This is a genomic window from Microcoleus sp. K5-D4 (genome assembly GCF_036704575.1).
Lineage (GTDB): Bacteria > Cyanobacteriota > Cyanobacteriia > Cyanobacteriales > Microcoleaceae > Microcoleus.
The window spans coordinates 15,574-36,038 of sequence record NZ_JAUBSD010000054.1 but is presented as its reverse complement, the minus strand read 5'-3'; the positions used below and the strand labels follow the sequence as shown (position 1 = coordinate 36,038).

18 protein-coding genes and 1 pseudogene are annotated in these 20,465 nt (G+C 46.0%); 14 read left to right on the top strand and 5 right to left on the bottom strand.

The window, feature by feature from the left end; translation table 11 throughout:
- Positions 1-22 precede the first annotated feature (22 nt).
- The 11 genes from QUA77_RS17685 to QUA77_RS17635 all read left to right on the top strand — a co-directional run bounded on the left by QUA77_RS17685 (position 23) and on the right by QUA77_RS17635 (position 11,835).
- The gene (locus QUA77_RS17685; RefSeq protein WP_333041431.1) at positions 23-1,261 is read left to right on the top strand and encodes a sedoheptulose 7-phosphate cyclase; all 1,239 of its coding nucleotides are present in this window, start codon (positions 23-25) and stop codon (positions 1,259-1,261) included.
- A gap of 2 nt (positions 1,262-1,263) precedes the next feature.
- Complete coding sequence (locus QUA77_RS17680) at positions 1,264-2,067, top strand: class I SAM-dependent methyltransferase (protein ID WP_333041430.1); 804 nt, start codon at positions 1,264-1,266, stop codon at positions 2,065-2,067.
- A 231-nt stretch (positions 2,068-2,298) separates the two neighbouring features.
- Positions 2,299-3,690, top strand: coding sequence for an ATP-grasp domain-containing protein (locus tag QUA77_RS17675; protein WP_333451499.1), 1,392 nt, complete (start codon positions 2,299-2,301; stop codon positions 3,688-3,690).
- Positions 3,691-3,805: 115 nt separating this feature from the next.
- Positions 3,806-3,892 carry a hypothetical protein gene (locus tag QUA77_RS17670; protein ID WP_333041437.1) on the top strand — a complete coding sequence of 29 codons (87 nt, stop codon included), beginning with the start codon at positions 3,806-3,808 and terminating at the stop codon, positions 3,890-3,892.
- 232 nt (positions 3,893-4,124) lie between these two features.
- Complete coding sequence (locus QUA77_RS17665) at positions 4,125-5,504, top strand: ATP-grasp domain-containing protein (RefSeq protein WP_333451497.1); 1,380 nt, start codon at positions 4,125-4,127, stop codon at positions 5,502-5,504.
- A 17-nt stretch (positions 5,505-5,521) separates the two neighbouring features.
- Positions 5,522-6,544, top strand: coding sequence for an ATP-binding protein (locus QUA77_RS17660; RefSeq protein WP_333451496.1), 1,023 nt, complete (start codon positions 5,522-5,524; stop codon positions 6,542-6,544).
- A 447-nt stretch (positions 6,545-6,991) separates the two neighbouring features.
- The gene (locus QUA77_RS17655; protein WP_333451494.1) at positions 6,992-7,615 is read left to right on the top strand and encodes a Uma2 family endonuclease; all 624 of its coding nucleotides are present in this window, start codon (positions 6,992-6,994) and stop codon (positions 7,613-7,615) included.
- A gap of 105 nt (positions 7,616-7,720) precedes the next feature.
- Positions 7,721-9,031, top strand: coding sequence for a 30S ribosomal protein S12 methylthiotransferase RimO (gene rimO / locus QUA77_RS17650; RefSeq protein ID WP_333451492.1), 1,311 nt, complete (start codon positions 7,721-7,723; stop codon positions 9,029-9,031).
- 775 nt (positions 9,032-9,806) lie between these two features.
- Entirely contained in the window at positions 9,807-11,294 is a 1,488-nt protein-coding gene (locus QUA77_RS17645; protein ID WP_333041424.1) for a DEAD/DEAH box helicase, read from the top strand.
- A 92-nt stretch (positions 11,295-11,386) separates the two neighbouring features.
- The gene (locus QUA77_RS17640; RefSeq protein ID WP_242725046.1) at positions 11,387-11,572 is read left to right on the top strand and encodes a hypothetical protein; all 186 of its coding nucleotides are present in this window, start codon (positions 11,387-11,389) and stop codon (positions 11,570-11,572) included.
- A gap of 2 nt (positions 11,573-11,574) precedes the next feature.
- Positions 11,575-11,835, top strand: coding sequence for a hypothetical protein (locus QUA77_RS17635; protein ID WP_333451489.1), 261 nt, complete (start codon positions 11,575-11,577; stop codon positions 11,833-11,835).
- 159 nt (positions 11,836-11,994) lie between these two features.
- Here the strand turns inward: QUA77_RS17635 and QUA77_RS17630 are convergent, their stop codons facing one another.
- Positions 11,995-12,555, bottom strand: a complete 561-nt coding sequence (locus QUA77_RS17630; RefSeq protein ID WP_333451487.1) for a hypothetical protein — start codon at positions 12,553-12,555, stop codon at positions 11,995-11,997.
- Positions 12,556-12,951: 396 nt separating this feature from the next.
- Between QUA77_RS17630 and QUA77_RS17625 the strand changes: the two genes are divergently transcribed.
- The 3 genes from QUA77_RS17625 (at position 12,952) to QUA77_RS17615 (ending at position 16,314) form a co-directional block, all read left to right on the top strand.
- Complete coding sequence (locus QUA77_RS17625) at positions 12,952-14,151, top strand: Coenzyme F420 hydrogenase/dehydrogenase, beta subunit C-terminal domain (protein ID WP_333451485.1); 1,200 nt, start codon at positions 12,952-12,954, stop codon at positions 14,149-14,151.
- Between the two features lie 93 nt (positions 14,152-14,244).
- Positions 14,245-15,123 carry a leucine-rich repeat domain-containing protein gene (locus tag QUA77_RS17620; RefSeq protein WP_333451483.1) on the top strand — a complete coding sequence of 293 codons (879 nt, stop codon included), beginning with the start codon at positions 14,245-14,247 and terminating at the stop codon, positions 15,121-15,123.
- Positions 15,124-15,171: 48 nt separating this feature from the next.
- Positions 15,172-16,314 (top strand): leucine-rich repeat domain-containing protein, encoded by a 1,143-nt coding sequence (locus QUA77_RS17615; protein ID WP_333451481.1) that lies wholly within the window; start codon positions 15,172-15,174, stop codon positions 16,312-16,314.
- 141 nt (positions 16,315-16,455) lie between these two features.
- Here QUA77_RS17615 and QUA77_RS17610 read toward each other — a convergent pair whose 3' ends face one another.
- From QUA77_RS17610 to QUA77_RS17595, 4 genes and pseudogenes are all read right to left on the bottom strand, one after another.
- Positions 16,456-18,648 (bottom strand): alkaline phosphatase D family protein, encoded by a 2,193-nt coding sequence (locus QUA77_RS17610; protein WP_333451479.1) that lies wholly within the window; start codon positions 18,646-18,648, stop codon positions 16,456-16,458.
- A gap of 404 nt (positions 18,649-19,052) precedes the next feature.
- Positions 19,053-19,307 (bottom strand): annotated as a pseudogene (locus tag QUA77_RS17605) (ABC transporter ATP-binding protein); the annotation flags it as partial.
- A 95-nt stretch (positions 19,308-19,402) separates the two neighbouring features.
- Entirely contained in the window at positions 19,403-19,774 is a 372-nt protein-coding gene (locus QUA77_RS17600) for a DUF2237 domain-containing protein (RefSeq protein ID WP_333451477.1), read from the bottom strand.
- A gap of 49 nt (positions 19,775-19,823) precedes the next feature.
- Positions 19,824-20,285 carry a GNAT family N-acetyltransferase gene (locus QUA77_RS17595; protein ID WP_333451474.1) on the bottom strand — a complete coding sequence of 154 codons (462 nt, stop codon included), beginning with the start codon at positions 20,283-20,285 and terminating at the stop codon, positions 19,824-19,826.
- Positions 20,286-20,465: the final 180 nt, after the last annotated feature.

The window sequence follows — 20,465 nt, the reverse complement described above, 5'->3', positions numbered from 1 at the left end:
TCAATGAAAGTGCAAAAATCTTATGGGTGACATTCAAGCTACCTTTACATCTACCGATCGAGCTTTTCAGATTGAGGGGTACGAAAAAATAGATTTCAGCCTGCTATACGTCGATGGTGCTTTCAAGCAGGAGAATCCTGAGATTGCGGATAGTTACCGCCAATTCGGTCGCTGTTTAATGGTTGTAGATGAAACAGTCTACGGTCTGTACGGTGCACAGATGCAGAATTATTTCAAGCATCACGAGATAGATTTAACAGTCTTTCCAGTTAATATCAAGGAACCTGATAAAACGTTAAAAACCTTTGAAAGCATCATAGATGCCTTCGTTGATTTCGGACTCGTGCGGAAGGAGCCTGTTTTGGTGGTCGGTGGTGGATTGACTACTGACGTAGCTGGTTTTGCCTGCTCATCTTATCGCCGTCGGACTAACTACATTCGCGTACCGACAACCTTAATTGGGCTAATTGATGCCAGTGTGGCAATCAAAGTAGCTGTGAACCACGGTAAGCTGAAAAACCGCCTCGGCGCTTACCACGCTTCGCAGAAAGTAATTTTAGATTTCTCTTTCCTGAAAACTCTGCCGATCGACCAAGTGCGAAACGGGATGGCAGAGTTAATTAAGATTGCCGTAGTAGGTAACACAGAAATCTTTGAGTTGTTAGAAAACTACGGCGAAGCATTGCTGCACACCCATTTTGGTTATGTAAACGGCACACCGGAACTTCAAGAAGTGGCACATCGGCTCACTTACAAAGGGATTGAGTCGATGCTGGCATTAGAAGTACCGAACCTACACGAGCTAGATTTGGATCGGGTGATTGCCTACGGTCACACTTGGAGTCCGACGCTGGAACTAACGCCGGAAATTCCGATGTTCCACGGCCATTCTGTCGCCATCGATATGGCTTTTTCGGCGACCATTGCCCAACTGCGGGGCTACATTTCGATCGCCGAGCGCGATCGGATCTTAGGGTTAATGAGCCGCCTCGGACTAGCAATTGATAGCCCTTATCTCACATCAGAACTGCTCTGGAAAGCGACAAAATCGATCAGTCGTACCCGTGATGGTCTTCAACGTGCTGCGGCTCCGCGTCCAATTGGTGAATGCTTTTTCATGAATGATTTGACTCGAGGTGAGTTGGATAAAGCCCTACTGGTTCATCGAGAAATCTGTCAGGACTATCCGCGCCGCGGCGATGGGGAAGATATGTACCTGTGGCCAGAAAAAGCTGAAAATCTTTCCACATCAGGGGTTTGACCATGAGACCCGTTACCCCTGTCGGGATATTAGTGGCTAAATTGGAAAGTCTCGCCGAGCAAGTAGAAAAAATCGATAATCTCGATCGAGCTTTCAAGGCAGAATTACAAGAAGCCTACGAATTGGCAAACGGTCTCGATCCGTACCTGGATCTTTGTACCACACCTGAATCTCCTGCCTTAGCCGCGTTAGTGAAGCGCACTCAATCAGAAGATTGGAGTAAGCGATTCTCAGACGGCGAGACAGTGCGGCAGTTGGAACAGGAAATGCTATCGGGTCATCTCGAAGGCCAAATGCTGAAATTTCTCGTCCATCTCACCAAAGCACAGCGCGTACTGGAAATAGGGATGTTTACCGGGTACTCAGCACTAGCGATGGCGGAAGCACTGCCGGTGGATGGAGTGGTGGTAGCCTGCGAAGTAGATGCTTACGTCGCTGAATTTGCCCAGAAGTGTTTTCACGAATCGACGGCGGGTCACAAAATCTCAGTGAAGGTGGCACCGGCTCTAGAAACGATGAAAGAATTGGCGGAGAATGGAGAAGTGTTCGATCTGGTATTTATCGATGCCGATAAAGCTGGATACCTAGACTATCTCAATTTACTCCTAAGTACGGGGCTGTTGGCTCCCAATGGCTTGATATGCGTCGATAACACTTTGATGCAGGGACAGCCCTACTTGTCAGGTACTGCGACTCCTAACGGGGTAGCGATCGCCAAATTCAACCAGGCTCTAGTTGACGATCCGCGCGTAGAACAAGTGTTACTGCCGCTGAGAGATGGATTGACCTTAATTCGGCGCGTTTAGTAGAACAAAACTTAGGCGTCAAAACCAAAAAAACCGGGTTTTTTGCCCAGGCGGGCTGTAACGAAGTCCGATGTCAAAAAACCCGGTTTTTAACCACCCGTGCGTCATATCAAATCCGCGCTTCATCGGCATGATTCATCTCTCTGTTCTGGACTGCGCCTGCGTAGCTTCAAAAGCGGTTTAATCCTTCAAAAACCACCGCTAATTAGAGTATTTAGTTAGTAAAAAATTATGATCGAAACAGTTTCAAAGGCAGCGATGCCATCTGAACAGGAAACAAACGCGACGACTAGCCGCTTCCAGACAGTCAAAACCATAGCAACCTTAATTTTGCTGCTATTGGTACTGCCCCTGAATCTCGTTTTAACAGCGATCGCCCTACTGAGATCCATAATCCTCAAACCGTTTCAGTCTCGAACGAGATCGGACTCTCCCCAAACGATTTTGGTCGGCGGCGGCAAGAGGACAAAAGCATTACAGCTAGCCCGATCGTTCCATAAGGCCGGTCATCGGGTAATTTTGGTTGAAACCCACAAATACTGGCTGACAGGTCATCGTTATTCTTGGGCAGTCGATCGCTTTTACACAGTACCAAATCCCCAGACAGAGGAATACGCTCAAGCACTCTTAAAAATTGTCCAACAAGAGAAAGTTGATGTTTACGTTCCCGTCAGCAGTGCAGGCGGCAGTTACTACGATGCCAAAGCCAAAAGCGTACTTTCTCCTCACTGTAAGGTAATGCACGTAGATTTCGATACTCTGCAACGTTTGGATGATAAATATGAGTTGGCAAAAGCCGCCGAAGCATTGGGGCTGCGAGTTCCGAAGTCCTACCGCATTACTAATCCGCAGCAAGTAATAGATTTTGATTTTAGTGACGCAAAGCGTCCATATATTCTCAAAAGTATTCCCTACGATTCTATTCGCAGGTTAGACCTGACGAAGTTACCCTGCGCGACCCCAGCAGAAACAGCCGCTTTTGTGAAATCATTACCAATTTCCGAGAGTAAACCTTGGATTATGCAAGAGTATATTCCGGGGCAAGAATACTGCACTCACAGTACAGTTCGTGATGGTCATATTCAGTTGCATTGTTGTTGCAAATCGTCGGCGTTTCAGATAAATTACGAGCATATCGATCGCCCGGATATCGAAAATTGGATTCGTCACTTTGCCAAGAGTCTCAATCTGACAGGACAAGTTTCCTTTGATTTCATTGAGGCGGCGGATGATGGAGAGATTTACGCGATCGAATGCAACCCGCGCACCCATTCAGCCATCACGGTGTTTTACGACCATCCCGATGTGGCAAAAGCTTATTTGGAACCAGACCCTTTACCGCAGACAGTGCAGCCTTTGGCATCTAGTCGCCCGACTTACTGGATTTACCATGAAATTTGGCGGTTGGTGACTCATTTGTGGTCGCCCAAGCAAGTTTATGAGCGGTTAAAAATAATAGCCCAAGGCAAAGATGCCATCTTCGAGTGGGACGATCCGCTGCCGTTTTTGATGGTGCATCATTGGCACATTCCCTTGTTGTTATGGGCAGATTTACAGAAGACGAATGAGTGGATTCGGATTGATTTTAATATTGGCGAACTTGTGGAAATAGGGGGAGAGTGAGTAGGTCAGTATTAGGGGTTTTGCATTTAGTCGGATCGGCAGTTAGCGATTTTTACTGTGATTTATCGGGGTTAATGAGTCGCCTCGGACTAGCAATTGATAGCCCTTATCTCACATCAGACAGGCTCTAGTTGACGATCCGCGCCTAGAGCAAGTGTTACTGCCGCTGAGAGATGGATTGACTTTAATTAGGCACGTTTAGTAGAACAAAACTTAGGCGTCAAAACCAAAGAAACCGGGGTTTTTGCCCTATTCGGCGGGCTGTAACGAAGTCCGATGTCAAAAAACCCGGTTTCTAACCACCCGTGTGTCATATCAAATCGGCGCTTCACCGGCATGATTCATCTCTCTGTTCTGGACTGCGCCTGCGTAGCTTCAACAGCGGTTTAATCATTCAAAAACCACCGCTAATTAGAGTATTTACTTAGTAACGTATGATCGAAACAGTTTCAACGGCACCGATGCCATCTGAACAGGAAACAAACGCGGCTTCTAGGCGCTTCCAGACAGCAGTCAAAAGCATAGCAACCTTTATTTTGCTGCTATTAGTAATGCCCCTGAATCTCGCTTTAACAGCGATCGCCCTACTGAGATGCATCATCCTCAAACCGTTTCAGTCTCGAACGAGATCGGACTCTCCCCAAACGATTTTGATTAACGGCGGCAAGACGACCAAAGCATTACAGCTAGCGAGATCCTTCCATAAGGCCGGTCATCGGGTAATTTTGGTTGAAACCCACGAATACAGGCTGATGGGTAATCGATTCTCTTGGGCAGTCGATCGCTTTTACACAGTACCAAGTCTCCAGGCAGAGGAATACCCTCAAGCACTCTTAAAAATTGTCCAACAAGAGGGAGTTAATGTTTACGTTCCCGTCAGTAGTCCAGAGGGCAGTTACTACGATGCCAAAGCCAAAAAGGTACTTTCTCCTCACTGTACGGTAATGCACATAGATGTCGAAACTCTGCAACGTTTGGATGATAAGTATGAGTTGGCCACCGCCGCCGAAGCGTTGGGGCTGCGAGTTCCGAAGTCCTACCGGATTACTAATCCCCAACAAGTAATCGATTTTGATTTTAGTGACGCACAGCGTCCATATATTATCAAAAGTATTCCCTACGATTGTGTCCACAGGTTTGATCTCACTAAGTTACCCTGCGCGACCCCAGCAGAAACAGCCGCTTTTGTCAACTCATTACCAATTTCCGAGAGTAAACCTTGGATTATGCAAGAGTATATTCCAGGGCAAGAATACTGCACTCACAGTACAGTTCGTAACGGTCATCTTCAGTTGCACTGTTGCTGCAAATCATCGGCGTTTCAGCTCAATTACCAGAATGTCGATCGCCCGGATATCGAAAATTGGATTCGTCAGTTTGCCAAGAGTCTCAATCTGACTGGACAAGTTTCTTTTGATTTCATTGAAGCGGCGGATGATGGAGAGATTTACGCGATCGAATGCAACCCGCGCACCCATACAGCCATCACGATGTTTTACAACCATCCCGATGTGGCAAAAGCTTATTTGGAACCGGACCCTTTACCGCAGACAGTGCAGCCTTTGGCATCTAGTCGCCCAACTTACTGGATTTACCAGGAAATTTGGCGATTGGTGACTCATTTGTGGTCGCCCAAGCTAGTTTATGAGCGGTTACAAATTATCGCCCAAGGCAAAGATGCCATCTTCGAGTGGGACGATCCGCTACCGTTTTTGATGGTGCATCATTGGCACATTCCCTTGTTGTTATGGGGAAATTTGCGTCAGCCGAAAGAGTGGATGAAAATTTATTTTCATAGTGGAATAATTCTGTAAATAGGGGGAGATTGAGTATGTCAGTATTACGGGTTTTGCATTTAGTCGGAGCGGCAGACAGTGAATTTTACGATAAATTGTCGCGCTTTTATGCCCCATATTGTCTGGAGCAAACTGCTAATCCAGCACTCTATGAATTTCATATAGCCTATATTTCTCCCGGTGGCCAATGGCGTTTTCCCACCTCTCTCGATCCGAGTGCGATCGCGGCCGCTAATCCCATGTCTCTAGCGGGCGCTGTACAGGTGCTGACACAGCTAAAGATTGACGTAATGGTACCGCAGATGTTTTGCATCCCCGGCATGACTCAATACCGAGCCTTGTTCGATCTGCTGAATATTCCTTACGTGGGCAATACCCCAGAGGTGATGGCACTGACTGCTAACAAAGCGAAGGCTAAGGCAGTAGTAGCGGCCGCTGGGGTAAGCGTACCGTTGGGAGAAGTTGTCCGCGCGGGCGAGAGACCTTCAATTGATTTTCCCGTGGTGCTCAAGCCACTGAATGCGGATAATTCTCTGGGAGTTGCCTTAGTTAAAAATGCTGCTGACTATGACGCGGCTTTGCAGACAGCATTGACTCATTCAGAGGAAGTGCTAGTAGAAAAATTCATTGAATTGGGTAGAGAAGTTCGCTGTGGGATTATTGTCCAAGCTGGCGAGCTAGTCTGTTTGCCGCTGGAAGAGTATCCTGTAGATCCTGATACCCAACCGATTCGGACTTATGCCGATAAGCTCCAACAAAATGACGATGGTAGCTTGACTGGTTCCACTAAAAATAGTATCAAGTCGTGGATAGTTGACAAGAGCGATCCGATTACGGAGAGAGTTTGGGCCGAGGCCAGAAAATGCCACATCGCTTTGGGCTGTCGCCACTACAGTTTATTTGATTTTCGCATCGACCCCGATGGACAACCTTGGTTCTTAGAAGCGGGGCTGTACTGTTGTTTGTCCGAAAAAAGCGTGATTGGGGTTATGGCCAAAGCATCAGGAATTTCTCTGGATACTTTGTTTCAGAGTATGCTGCAAAATGCCTTAATATAAATAAATGTGAGGATGAAACTAATGACTCAAACTTTTCAAGATTGATCAACCCAGCAATTTGCTGACTTATCGGTGTTTCCAGGTAAAAGTTGGGTTGTGTTAGCTGATCCTGCTCGAGTTGGAGCAATGGGAGAATTTGAAGGACATAACTTAACCTAAGTTCGGGATAAGAGTAGCTAAAACATCACAAAATTTCTGAAATGACGATCGCACTTTGTCAATCTCAGCAGATTTGTTCTAATCGAGTGCGTTCGCTCACAACGGTCGATCGCCTAGATACTAATTTCAGATTCAGTTTATCGGCGCGATCGGTATTTTGATATTATGGACGCGATATCATACCAAACTTCACTTCCTATGTCAAGGATTAGAGGCAACGTTGCCTCTAATCCTTGTGTAATATTTGAGCTTTCCGCATACTAATCACCAGACAGAGGAAACCACAACATGATCCAAACCATATCGAAAACAATCACGTTTGATGAGTTCGTTGCCTGGTATCCAGAGAACTCTGTCCACAAGTACGAACTACACAATGGAGTAATTGTTGAAATGCCTTTAGGAACTGGCGACCATTCCGCTGTAGCCGGGTTTATATCTGGCGAACTGTTTTTAGAAATTCGACACCAACAACTGCCCTACCTCGTCCCGAAAGAGTACATAGTTAAGTTTATCACCGACAAATCCGGCTATTCACCAGATGTGATCGTCCTGGACTTGCCCGCACTTGCAAGCGAACCGCGCTGGAAAAAAGAATCCATCATCACGATGGGGTCTTCGGTGCGACTGGCTGTAGAGGTGGTCAGCACGAACTGGCGGGATGATTATTTTTTCAAAGCTTCCGACTATGAAGAAATGGGCATTCCCGAATACTGGATTGTAGACTATCTCGGTTTGGGCGGCCGCAAGTTTATCGGTAATCCCAAACAACCAACACTTTCGGTTTATCAATTAGTAGATGGAGAGTATCAGGTCAAACAGTTTAGGGGAAGCGAGAGGGTTGAGTCGCTGACTTTTCCCGAATTGAAATTAACGGCCGAACAGATTTTTCGGGCTGGCTTGCCAAACTAGCGAGTAAAAATTATGCAAAGGTCGATCCACACAAGCTTGCAATTTATCAAATTGTGTGATATCATGAAACGTTCTCAAAAATAGCGCAACACTAACTATTACTGCATGGCAACGAAGCCAACGATCGCATTTACTCACCTCGGCTGCGAAAAAAATCGCATAGATACCGAACACATGATTGGCTTGCTGGCTCAAGCGGGCTATCAAGTCGATTCTAATGAAGAATTAGCAGATTATGTTGTAGTCAATACTTGCAGTTTTATCCAAGCGGCGCGAGAAGAGTCAGTCCGCACCTTGGTAGAATTGGCAGAAGCTAATAAAAAAGTAGTAATCACCGGCTGCATGGCACAGCATTTTCAGCAGGAATTGCTGGACGAATTGCCCGAAGCAGTCGCAATTGTCGGCACCGGCGACTATCATAAAATCGTCGATGTTATGCAGCAGGTCGAAAAGGGCGATCGAGTTTCCCTCGTATCCTCAGAACCTACTTACATCGCTGACGAAACTACTCCCCGCTACCGCACCACATCGGAAGGTGTCGCGTATCTGCGAATAGCAGAAGGCTGCGACTACCGCTGTGCATTTTGCATTATCCCGCACTTGCGCGGAAATCAACGATCGCGGACGATCGAATCTATCGTCGCCGAAGCTAAGCAATTAGCCTCCGAAGGGGTAAAGGAAATTATCTTAATTTCTCAAATTACCACCAACTACGGCAAAGATATTTATGGCGAACCGAAACTCGCCGAACTGCTTCGCGCTTTGGGTAAAGTAGATGTGCCTTGGATTCGGATGCACTACGCCTATCCTACAGGTTTGACTCCGCAAGTTGTCGAGGCAATCCGGGAAACGCCCAACGTTTTACCGTATTTGGATTTACCCCTGCAACACTCGCACCCGGAAATTCTGCGGGCGATGAATCGGCCTTTTCAAGCTGGGATTAATGATGCTATAGTCGATCGGCTCAAAGCAGCACTTCCCGGCGCCGTGATGCGGACAACTTTTATTGTCGGCTTCCCCGGCGAAACCGACGAACACGCAGCACACTTGCTGGAATTTGTCAAGCGCCACGAATTCGATCACGTAGGAGTTTTTGTATTTTCGCCAGAAGAAGGAACCCCAGCCTTCAGCTTGCCCCAGCAAATACCTGCAGAAATAATGGAAATGCGGCGCAATTCGGTAATGGCGGCACAACAACCTATATCATTGAAAAAGAATCAAGAGTCTGTCGGTCAGGTAGTTGATGTCCTGATAGAACAAGAACAACCAGAGACAGGCGAGTTGATTGGTAGATCCGCTCGGTTTTCCCCAGAAGTAGATGGACTCGTCTACGTCACAGGAGAAGCGCGGCTGGGTTCAATCGTATCTGTGAAAATTACTGGTGCAGATGTCTACGACCTCTACGGTCAAGTGTAAGTATTGCTGGAACTGTTGCCTGAGACGGTGCGGCGAACAAAAACCGGACACGAGCCAAAAATGATTAGCGGATTGTGCAACAAAAGTAACGGTTAGTACACAATTGTGCAAAGATATGTAGCAAAGGGGTTCTAAACTTTTTTAGCCCCTATCTGGCAATCGACCCTCCCCGTCGGGGTGCGGTAATCTCTACAGAACATCGGAAAATTTTAACGAATTTAATGTTTTGTTTCTGAATGTAAAGAGTTATGATGATAACAAGCCAGAAATAAGCGGGGATAATTTGAGATTGCTTCGCCGTCCGCCCTACACCACAACGGTATCCCGAAAGAGTGTTGAGATGGATAGGCGGTAACGGTCGCCCCATCCCCCGCTCAATCCCGCAGGCGACGGATTGCGGGATAGCGCCTGAACCAAACAACCTGTTACTACATGAGTAGTGAAGTGGGGCTGGTCATGATCCTCACTATAAAATGCCTAAGAGGGAAAGCTTGCAAGTACCTCAAAGGAAGTCCAATGTCCTGTTTTAAGAATGTTGGAAGCCTATAACCCGACCCCTGGCGGTTGGTATCGGTGATGTCACAAAATCAAAGACGGCTGTCGAATTGGTAAATTTAGTCACCATCGACGGAGCTGCCCTATACTCGATTGCTATTTAAGAAGGTGCGCGCAGGCGCAGCACCATAAAGAACTCTTATGAGTTCCTGCCCTAGAGCAGAAATCCGCATCCGAGTTGGGCAACTTAGAAGGCTAAGACTCGTTATTAGGAGCATTAATGAATTTATTGTTTGAAGGCTTAGGTCTTTCGGAAGAACTCGTTCTCCATCTGGAAACACTAGGCTTTACAGAACCTACTCCCATCCAAGTACAAGCAATTCCGCACTTGCTAGCAGGTCGCGACGTTGTGGGCCAAGCCCAAACAGGGACAGGCAAAACGGCAGCATTCTCGTTGCCCATCTTGGAGCGGATTGATTTAGATGTAACTGCGGTGCAAGCACTGGTGCTGACGCCGACTCGCGAATTGGCGATGCAAGTAACTGAAGCCATCCGTGATTTGAGCGGCATTAGCAGCGACGGCCCGGTAAAAGTGGGTCGCTCTCTGCAAGTTCTGACAGTGTACGGCGGTCAATCGATCGATCGTCAAATGCAGCGTTTGAAGCGCGGCGTGCACGTCGTTGTCGGTACACCCGGACGCATATTGGATATGCTCAGCCGTGGCAGCCTGAAACTAGACAAGGTAAAATGGCTGGTTTTGGATGAAGCTGACGAAATGCTGAGCATGGGCTTTATCCAAGATGTGGAAAAAATCTTGGATGCTGCACCAAAAGAACGTCAAACGGCATTTTTCTCGGCGACGATGGAAGCTTCCATTCGGAAATTGGTGGCGCGGCATTTGCGTAACCCAGTCAACGTCACCGTAGAACAGCCAAAAGCAACGCCAAAGCGCATCAGCCAAGGCGTGTACATGATTCCCCGTGGCTGGTCGAAGGCAAGAGCCCTACAGCCAATTTTAGAAATGGAAGACCCGGAATCTGCACTGATTTTTGTGCGGACTCGGCAGTCGGCGGCAGAACTCACCAGCCAACTGCAAGCAGCAGGTCACAGCGTTGATGAGTATCACGGTAATTTGAATCAGGCACAGCGGGAACGCTTGCTGCATCGGTTCCGCCAATGTCAGGTGCGCTGGGTAGTGGCGACTGATATTGCGGCGCGGGGTTTGGACGTGGATCACTTGACTCACGTGATTAACTACGATTTGCCCGACAGTGTGGAAAGCTACGTTCACCGGATCGGACGCACGGGCCGGGCTGGTCGCGAAGGAACGGCGATTACGCTGATTCAACCGGTCGATCGCCGCAAACTGCGCTTGATTGAACGCCACGTGCGATCGAGCTTGACGGTGCGAAACATTCCGACACGGGCGCAAATTGAAGCTCGTCAGTTGGAAAAGATGCAGGGTAAAGTTCGCGAAGCTTTGGCTGGCGAACGGATGGCATCTTTCTTGCCTCTGGTATCTCAGTTATCCGAGGAGTACGACTCCCACGCGATCGCCGCTGCTGCTTTGCAAATGGCTTTCGATCAAAGCCGTCCGGCTTGGATGGGCGCTGATTACGCTCAACAAGAAGATCCCCCGATTGGTGCAGAAAACAGCGTCAAGCCAATCTTGATTAAAAAGCGGGCTAAGACTGGTGCACCGAGTAATTCTGTACCAGCGCCGACTTTTTCTGGAGCACCGAGTGCTCCTGTTCCCCAGAACAGCTAATTGGTAAGGTGCACAATGTGCACCTTATTTATAATTTTTGTAGAGATGCGAGCGCGATCGCACCTCTACTTTTTTTATGGGTGTGAGACTCTATGGGGAATAAAAATCACAAAAAAGCTCTTCGTTCGTTGAACAAGCGGATTGCAGAACATGAAGAAAAGATTAGACTGGAATATGAGAAGGATTTTCCCGATGAAGGCTTAATCCGGCATTGGGAAAGTGAAATTCGAGCTTTTGAGAAAGGAATTCAGCAAGCTTTAAAACGATTGGGTAAATAAAGATGCAAGTTAGCGATCGGACAATTTCTGTAACTAATTATACACTGAGAACGTTAATTGATGAATTGGGTACTGAGTGTCAAAATGTGATTACTTTAATCCATCAGCTTCAGTTACCTGATTTGAGCGATCGACAAAAAGCTGAAATTCTAGCAGAGTTCCTGAGTGCTGCAATCCATCTCAACGTTCACTGCGGAGAGGATTTTCAGACGCTAGTTGCTGAGGAAATGACAAAATTGTCGGATGAGGATGAAGAGGATTAAGGAGACGCGGGCGATTCCCTACGGGATAGCTACGCTTCACGCACATTAGGAAAAAGCCCTCCTGTCAACTCACCGAAGAGCTAAAAAACCTCATAAATAAGGACTAAATTCCTTAGTACAAACTTGTGAACGGGGACTTTTGTACTCTTGTCTAATATTTCAGTTTAACTGCGTGCCGACAATAATCTTTTGCACGCGATCGCCCTTAATTTCCAAAATCAAATTAGAAGCCTTTTGGTCATTGCTGTAAGTCAACCGAGTCACTCCACCCTGAACAGATTGCGACCCATAACCGTAAGTTTTAACAACTTTTTGGCTGTTATCTCCTACCTTCACACCATCAATTGTCACGAACTTGGGCTTGGTAGCAGAAATCAAATAAACTTTGCCCTCCCATGCAGCTACCGTCAATCCTGAGTAGCTTAGCGTGCGAATCTTGCCGCCGATGCCAGATCCAGCAGGTTTAGTTTCGTCGCGCTGCGGTTTTCCCAACTTGCGTTTTGCCTCTTCTACAGCCATCCCCAACCGAACGCCGCCAATCCCCAGGCGCGAATAGTTCAGCGCCGCCGGCTTTTGTGTCGCACTGAGCATTCTTTCTAGAGTCGCAACAGTTTGATTCATGGCGGGAACAGGACGAACTAAAGCAGCAAATCCTAAGCTCGAAATTGCGAGATTCATCATGATGCCAGCGAGGGCTGTTGTCACAAATATTTTTACCATTTTTTTATAGCTTTATTTGGCAATGTATTCGTGGGATCGCCCGCTCGATCCGGATTGATACTAATAGGACTTACACCCACACTCCTGGACGCACTGCGCTGCTCTGAAACCGATTTTTTTTACCAAAACTACACACAGAAACCCGGTTTTTACCATGAATCTTAGGTTTAACAGTGAGGTTTTCAGCCAGAAACCGGGTTTCTAGGGCAACCTAGGTAAGTCCTGACTAATATTTTTTAAGCTTTGAAAACCGCCAATTTCGGGCGAACCGAATTTGCTTCCGCACAAGCTTGCGTCCGCCTGCCGGGACTGAAAGAAAGAATAAAAGAGGTAAATCAGCGGAAATTGCTGTGATATCCTAACAAAAGCCATATCTCGATAAAATTAGCAATTTAGATGACCGCAACAGATTCTACTAAACACCAAAAATCCAAAGCCCTCAAACCGGGTAGCCGCCGCCCCGCTAAAGAACTTTGCAGCGAGTGCGGTTTGTGCGATACATATTACATTCATTATGTCAAGGAATCTTGTGCTTTCTTAACACAGCATATCGCGGAATTAGAAGAAGAGATTCACGGGCGATCGCGCAATCTCGACAATCCCGACGATTGGTATTTCGGAGTCAGTCAAAATATGATGGCAGCTCGAAAAAAAGAGCCGATCGAGGGCGCTCAGTGGACGGGAATCGTCAGCACAATTGCGATTGAAATGCTCGAAAAAGGAATTGTAGAAGGCGTTGTTTGCGTTCAAAATACTAAGGAAGACCGCTTTCAGCCGATGCCGATTATTGCTAGAAATAGAGCCGAAATTCTGGCAGCAAAAGTCAACAAACCAACTCTCTCTCCCAACCTTTCAGTATTAGAACAAATCGCACAATCTGGGATGAAGCGGCTGTTAGTAATTGGCGTCGGCTGTCAAATTCAAGCCTTGCGAACAGTCGAGAAAAAACTAGGTTTAGAAAAGCTCTACGTTTTGGGAACTCCCTGCGTGGATAATGTCAGCCGTGCAGGCTTGCAGAAATTCCTAGACACGACTAGCCGCTCTCCTGAAACAGTGGTTTCTTACGAGTTTATGCAAGACTTTAACGTTCACTTCAAACACGAAGATGGTTCTACCGAGAAAGTGCCGTTTTTCGGGCTGAATACTAAGGAATTGAAAGATGTTTTTGCTCCTTCTTGTTTGAGCTGTTTTGATTATGTGAATTCTTTAGCAGATTTAGTTGTGGGCTACATGGGCGCACCCTTTGGCTGGCAGTGGATTGTGGTGCGAAATGACACCGGGCAAGAAATGTTAGATTTGGTAACGGATCAGTTAAATACTCAGCCTGTGATGTCTAAGGGAAACCGAAAAGAAGCCGTTCAGCAAAGCATTCCGGCTTATGAGAAAGGAGTGACATTGCCGATGTGGGCGGCGAAGTTAATGGGAGTGTTTATTGAGAGAATTGGGCCGAAGGGTTTAGAATATGCCCGGTTTTCCATTGATTCTCATTTCACTCGCAATTATCTGTACGTGAAGCGCAATTACCCGGAGAAATTAGAGGCTCATGTGCCGGAATATGCTAAGCGGATTGTGGGGCAGTATAAGTTGCCTGAGTGAGGTGAGTTGGAGAGTTTTAATAGGTATTTTGCAGGGACACGGTATTGCCGTGTCTTTGTTGTATACAGTTCAGAAAATTAGAGGTACAAGATTATGACACTTATATTTGCAAACAAACACATGAAGTTACAAAAGTCGATCGCACTTACTTATTGTGTGCTTCTAGCATTATCTGGAAATGAAGTGTCGGCGAAAGCTGCAGATGCAGAAGTGCGCTCGGGAAACATGAGACGAACATTTGCCGATTGGTGTCGCCAAAAAGCTGATTTGAGTCCTGAAGCTAAACTTACCGTTGAGGCGTTGTTGAAGCAAGCAGGGACTACTGAGTGCGATGCGGCTAATCAAAAACTTTCGACTCTAACCGAGCTCTTCCTTTTTGACAATCAAATCAGCGACCTCAAACCATTGCAATCCTTGACTAACCTGAGAGGACTCCTCCTCGATAAAAATAAAATCAGCGACATCAAACCGCTAGAATCCTTGACTAACCTGACTGCGCTCTCCCTCAGCTTCAATAAAATCAAGGACATCAAACCTTTACAATCCTTGACTAACCTGACTTTACTCGACCTCTTTGGCAATCAAATCAAGGACATTAAACCCTTGCAATCCTTGACTAACTTGGCTGAACTCAACCTCAACGGAAATCAAATCAAGGACATTAAACCCTTGCAATCCTTGACTAACTTGACTTGGCTCTCCCTCAGCTTGAATCAGATCAGCGAAATTAAACCTTTGCAATTTTTGACTAAACTGACTTGGCTCAACCTCGGCAGCAATCAAATCACGGATATCAAACTCTTGCAATCTTTGACTAACCTGACTAACCTCTTCCTTTACAACAATCAAATCAGCAACATCAAACCGCTAGCATCTTTGACTAAACTGACTGATATCTACCTCAGCGGAAATCCGATCGCTCCCAAAACTTGCCCTCTCAAGCCAGAGTCTATCTGTAAGTGGGAACCATGAAATTAAATGCTCAAACTTTACTGTTGGGGAAATTAGAGGTACAAGATTATGACACTCATAGTTGCACACAAACACATGAAGTTACCAAAGTCGATCGCACTTACTTGTTGTGCGATCCTAGCATTATCTGGAAATGGACTGTCTGCCAAGGCTGCAGAAACGCGATCGGGAAACAAAACATTTGCTGAATGGTGTCGCGAAAAAGATTCTTTGAGTCCAGAAGCTAAACATACTGTTGATATGCTGTTAAAAATAGCAGGAACTACTGAGTGCGATGAGGGCGATCGCCAACTTTCTAGTATCACAGGAATTAGCTTTACGAAGCAAGGAATCAGCGACATCACACCGCTAGCATCCTTAACTAACCTGAAGACTCTCCGGCTCATCAACTGTTCTATCAGCGACATCACACCGCTAGCATCCTTAACTAACCTGACTTTGCTCAACCTCAGCAGCAATCAGATCGTTGACATCAAACCGCTAGCATCCTTGGTTAACCTGAAAGTGCTCAACATCGGGAACAATCAGATCCGCGACATCAAACCGCTAGCATCCTTGACTAACCTGACTGAAATCGTCCTCATCGAAAATCAGATCGATGACATCACACCGCTAGCATCCTTGACTAACCTGAAAGGGCTTTTCCTCCGCAGCAATCAGATTGAGGACATCAAGCCACTAGCATCTTTGACTAACCTGGAAGGGATCGATCTCGCGGGCAATCAAATTAGTGACATCAAACCGCTAGCATCTTTGATTAAACTGACCATCCTCGACCTCAGCAGCAATCAGATTAGTGACATCAAATCACTAGCATCCTTGACTAACCTAGAAGGGATTAACCTCAGCTCGAATCAAATCGGTGATATCCAACCGCTAGCATCCTTGACTAACCTGGGAGGGCTATCACTTAACAAGAATGAGATCGCTGACCTTAAACCGCTAGAATTTTTGACTAAAGTGGAGATTCTCTGGCTCAACAACAATCAAATCGTTGATATCAAACCGCTAGCATCCTTGACTAAGCTGACTTTACTCTCACTCGAAAACAATCAAATCAGCGACATCAAACCGCTAGCATCTTTCACTAAACTGACTGAACTCTACCTCAGCGGAAATGCGATCGCTCCCAAAACTTGCCCTCTAAAGCCAGAGTCTATCTGTAAGTGGGAACCACAAACTCAACCATAAAACTTTAGTGTTCGGAAAATTATAGGTACAAAATTATGACACAAATCACCCTAATTATTATTTGAAAGTCCGCAGAAGCGGACTTACTTTGTGTCACCGCGATTTCAATCGCCTAGATATTTTTGCACGAAGTCTATTTAATCACTTAGGATTAACAACAAACTCACTGACAATAAACGGCTTTCGATTAATAATCGCACTGGGATTAGCATCAAGTTGCGATTGCGTGTAAGGTTCAATACCATAAGTTTTTACCCGCAACTGCTGACTCTCAGGAGCAACTTCAAACTCATTCCAGCCGTAGGTATGCACTCCTAAATACTCTCCCTGAATCAGTCTAGCGTCAATCCCAGAACCTTCCAAACCAACTGGATCGTATCCTAGCGGCGCTGTCCGAGTATCCAGAATGTTGCGGACAAAAGCATCTTTTTGTTCCCTTGTCGGCAATGAATTATACCTATCTTTTTCCGATTGTGGCAGCAAGGCGGTGGGCGTAAAAGCAACTGTTGCGGGGCCAAAGGGGGCGGCAAACGGCCCTTGCCCGATGTTCAACTGAATAGCAACAGGACTGGTCATTACATCAATAACATCTGTGGGGATTTGTGGCTGACCTGCAGCTTCTTGATAGGTGACATTATTCACCACATATCCGTGAAAATCTCCAGTGGCAAAGACCACATTTTTGATGTTATTTTCTTTGATGAAACGTAGCAAATCTGTTCGTTCAGCAGCATAACCTTCCCACCGATCGCCTGCCACCGGAATCCCAAAATTTTGAATCGGATCGCTTGACATAATAAACTTCCAAGTGATGCCATTTTGTTGAGATTTCAGTAAGTCATTTTTCAAATCCTGAAGTTGCGCCCCTCCTAACAGCGTGCGATTGGGCGCAAAGGCATCATTGAGAAACTTATTAACAGTAGCTTGGTCGGAAGTTTCTGGGATACTTTTCAAAGAATTATCTCGGAAAGAGCGCAAGTCTAACACAAATGTAGCTGCATCACTGCCGAAGGTATTATAGCGATAAAGTTTCTGCTCATTAGCAGTGCGAGAGTCGCCCGTATTGCCATAAAAATCATTTCGCACGGGATTGTAGGCTTGAAATGCTTGTAAACCTATGTCAAATACAGGCGTATCATTGACAAAGCCTCCCCCCGTCCCGAAAATCCCCTCTTTTTGCGGCGACTCACTAGGTGCTGCACCCCCGGCAAAATCATTAGTGAGCTCGTGGTCATCCCAGCTAGCATAGATGGTGGTGGAAGCCTGCAAATCAGCCCAGGTATTGAGGCCATAACGTTGACCGTAGACTTCATTGTGCTTGGTGCTAAACTCTTCAAAAGTTTTAGGTTGTCTGACTCCCGGCAAATCCGGCGATAGATCGTCTACATAAGCGCTGTCGCCGAGGCGAACAAAAAAGTCGAGATTGCGTTCCGGCGCATTTGCGATCGCCGGGAAAGGAGTAAGTTGACCTTGCCAGTCGCCTGCTACCCCAAATCGTAAACCCTGGCGATTTCCCAACTCAGCAGCAGTGCGGAATTGCCCAACTGCTGAAGTGCCAGCGGCATCACGCACTCGATAAAAATATTGAGTACCAGGCTTTAAATTCGTCAGTTCGGCTTTCACTGGTACGGTAACATCGGTGACGGTCTCTGTGAGAGTGCCGAGACTGTTACTGAAGTTTGGATTTGTGGAGTATTCAAAAACAACATTACCCAGAACTGTGCTGCGAGTCCACAAAACCGTTGAAGTTTGGGTGGTATCTCCAGAAGCAAGGCCATTTGGCAAGGTTGAGTCACCAGACTTAATAAATGGGGTGACATCTCGCCCTTCAGCAGCGCCAAACTTGGTAAAGTGTTCAATGCCAGTAAGTTCGTCGCGCTCAACAGCAGCAGTAATATCTGGGTTTTTTGCCAGATAATAGCTATCGTTATATAAAGGGCTAGGACTGCGGTTTTCCGATTCACCAAATTGGATGAAGTGACCAATACCAGTAATTTCATCGCGATCGACAGCCGCAGCAACATCGAGATTTTTCCCTAGATAATAGCTGTTGTTATAGAATGGGCTAGGATTGCGGCCTTCTGATTCTCCAAAATTAATGAAGTGTTGTATTGCTGTGGTAGCTTTGCTGTTGACAGCGGTGGCAACCTCAGGGTTATTTAGGAGATAATAATTAGTATCGAATAGGGCGCTAGGGTTGCGACCCTCAAATTGACCGAATTGGGTGAAGTGTTCAAATCCGTTTTGGAAGTTTCCTTTGGCTAGAGCGGCTGCTACCTCTGGGTTTTTAGCCAGATAGTAGGTTTCCTGAAATAGAGTTTTAGCGTCTAACATAAGGAAAAATATGAAGTTTTGTTGAATGACCCTGGTGGCTCAAAATAGCCTTCACAGGATTATACAGGATTATGCAGTGTCGCGATCGCGATCTTTAAGTAGAAGAAAGAACGAAGAAGGAAGAAGACTTACACAGCCAGCTTTTTAGTGGGACTTAAACATTTTCCAGCCCCTTTAAAAGCTGAAACCCTCTCTAGGGAATGGAAAGAAATCGATCACATAAAAATGTCTGAAACCCTTGGTATAACTCGGTTAAGACCCATTCGATCTAAAAGTATTTCTCTATCTGCGTTTGAAGCCAAAATGGCTTCAGTTTTTGTCTAAGTCCCGTTAGTCATCCTTGTTTTACCTTTAATATCACCTCCGATGAAATGCGATCGCTAATTCTGGCCAAACTTCAGCGACTAAACTTCCTGAATTTGCATCAACCGCTGCTTTAACCTTGGTGCATCGCCCCGAGCGAGCACTTCACACTTCTCCAACAAAAAAGCCCGATCGCAATAATTCAACTTATCCAAACGGTGAGTCACCCACAAAGCCGTCAGCCCGCAATTTTTGACCAAACGCTGCACCGCGGGTACCAAATATCACTGAGAATCAGGATCGAGTAAAGCCGTAGGTTCCTCTAATAGTAAAATCTCGAAATGACGAGCGATCGCACTTAAATATTTGAGTTACGAAGGATAAATTTGCAATTCATCAGAAAAACCCGATCGCCCTTATTGACTAAAAGCGATCGCACACCAACATCCTCCTACAAATCAGCAGCGTACTGCTTCAATTCATCCAAAGAAACGTATTCCAAAGTCAAGGCGTGAGTCGCAGCCAAAACCACAGGCGGCGCCACTCCCGCATCCATTGCTTCCTTCCAGCGAGAAGCGCACAAACACCAGCAATCCCCAGGCTTCAAACCGGGAAAGTTAAATTCGGGAACCGGAGTGCTCAGATCATTTCCATTCGATTTAGTGAATTGCAAAAACTCTTCAGTCAGTTGAGCACAAACAGTGTGAGCCCCAAAGTCGCCACCACCTGTATTGCATTTGCCGTCTCGATAATAGCCCGTCATTGGCGAAGTACAGCAAGTCTCTAACTTTCCGCCCAGCACATTTGTAGCTTCCGTCACCATCGCAACTCCTGAGTAAAACTCTTCGATCTAATTTTACACAAATCGTTGTTTATATATTTTTTTCCATGACAAAGTTGATGAATTGTTGTCCTCGCCGTTCTACTTCTTGTTTTCTAATCACCATAAATCCCTGGCTTTCAAAAAAAGGTCGAGCTGTAATGCTGGCTTCGGTAAATAAATAGTTAATTCCTAAGTCTTTGGCTTTTGACTCAATTTGTTTTAAAATTAGCCTGCCGACTCCTTGTCTTTGAAAATCTTGATGACAGTAAAAGCGATCGATATGACCGTTTGCTTCCAACTCCCCAAAACCAGCAATTTTCTCACCCTCTTCTGCTACGAAAGTAAATTTACTGCTTAAACTTTTAGTCCAACTTTCGATATTTATCTCTGCTGGAGCCCAAGCATCTACTTGTGCTTTTGTGTAATCGCGGATGTTTACTTCGTGTACGGTGTCGTAAAAGAGTTTTACAATTTGTTGGGTATCACCGATTTCGTAAGTTCGTATTCTCATAAATAGTCTCCGCTGTTAATTAGATTGTGTGCCTCGATCGACCTCACTCTCAAAGATAATCCGATCGGGTGATTTCCCGACTCTGCTAAATGAGCTACAAGTAATTTAAAATAGGTGGAATGGGAAGGTTTGGAGGAAATTAATCTGTTATGGTGAAAATCATTTAATCTTTCCTTTTTT

Excerpts from the sequence above, each read along its gene's own strand:
- QUA77_RS17610 (WP_333451479.1), bottom strand. The coding sequence starts at position 18,648 with ATGTTAGACGCTAAAACTCTATTTCAGGAAACCTACTATCTGGCTAAA.
- QUA77_RS17660 (WP_333451496.1), top strand. The coding sequence starts at position 5,522 with ATGTCAGTATTACGGGTTTTGCATTTAGTCGGAGCGGCAGACAGTGAA.
- QUA77_RS17680 (WP_333041430.1), top strand. The coding sequence starts at position 1,264 with ATGAGACCCGTTACCCCTGTCGGGATATTAGTGGCTAAATTGGAAAGT.
- QUA77_RS17675 (WP_333451499.1), top strand. The coding sequence starts at position 2,299 with ATGATCGAAACAGTTTCAAAGGCAGCGATGCCATCTGAACAGGAAACA.
- QUA77_RS17640 (WP_242725046.1), top strand. The coding sequence starts at position 11,387 with ATGGGGAATAAAAATCACAAAAAAGCTCTTCGTTCGTTGAACAAGCGG.
- QUA77_RS17645 (WP_333041424.1), top strand. The coding sequence starts at position 9,807 with ATGAATTTATTGTTTGAAGGCTTAGGTCTTTCGGAAGAACTCGTTCTC.
- QUA77_RS17615 (WP_333451481.1), top strand. The coding sequence starts at position 15,172 with ATGACACTCATAGTTGCACACAAACACATGAAGTTACCAAAGTCGATC.
- QUA77_RS17625 (WP_333451485.1), top strand. The coding sequence starts at position 12,952 with ATGACCGCAACAGATTCTACTAAACACCAAAAATCCAAAGCCCTCAAA.
- QUA77_RS17600 (WP_333451477.1), bottom strand. The coding sequence starts at position 19,774 with ATGGTGACGGAAGCTACAAATGTGCTGGGCGGAAAGTTAGAGACTTGC.
- QUA77_RS17620 (WP_333451483.1), top strand. The coding sequence starts at position 14,245 with ATGACACTTATATTTGCAAACAAACACATGAAGTTACAAAAGTCGATC.
- QUA77_RS17665 (WP_333451497.1), top strand. The coding sequence starts at position 4,125 with ATGATCGAAACAGTTTCAACGGCACCGATGCCATCTGAACAGGAAACA.
- QUA77_RS17595 (WP_333451474.1), bottom strand. The coding sequence starts at position 20,285 with ATGAGAATACGAACTTACGAAATCGGTGATACCCAACAAATTGTAAAA.
- QUA77_RS17630 (WP_333451487.1), bottom strand. The coding sequence starts at position 12,555 with ATGGTAAAAATATTTGTGACAACAGCCCTCGCTGGCATCATGATGAAT.
- QUA77_RS17635 (WP_333451489.1), top strand. The coding sequence starts at position 11,575 with ATGCAAGTTAGCGATCGGACAATTTCTGTAACTAATTATACACTGAGA.
- rimO (WP_333451492.1), top strand. The coding sequence starts at position 7,721 with ATGGCAACGAAGCCAACGATCGCATTTACTCACCTCGGCTGCGAAAAA.
- QUA77_RS17685 (WP_333041431.1), top strand. The coding sequence starts at position 23 with ATGGGTGACATTCAAGCTACCTTTACATCTACCGATCGAGCTTTTCAG.
- QUA77_RS17655 (WP_333451494.1), top strand. The coding sequence starts at position 6,992 with ATGATCCAAACCATATCGAAAACAATCACGTTTGATGAGTTCGTTGCC.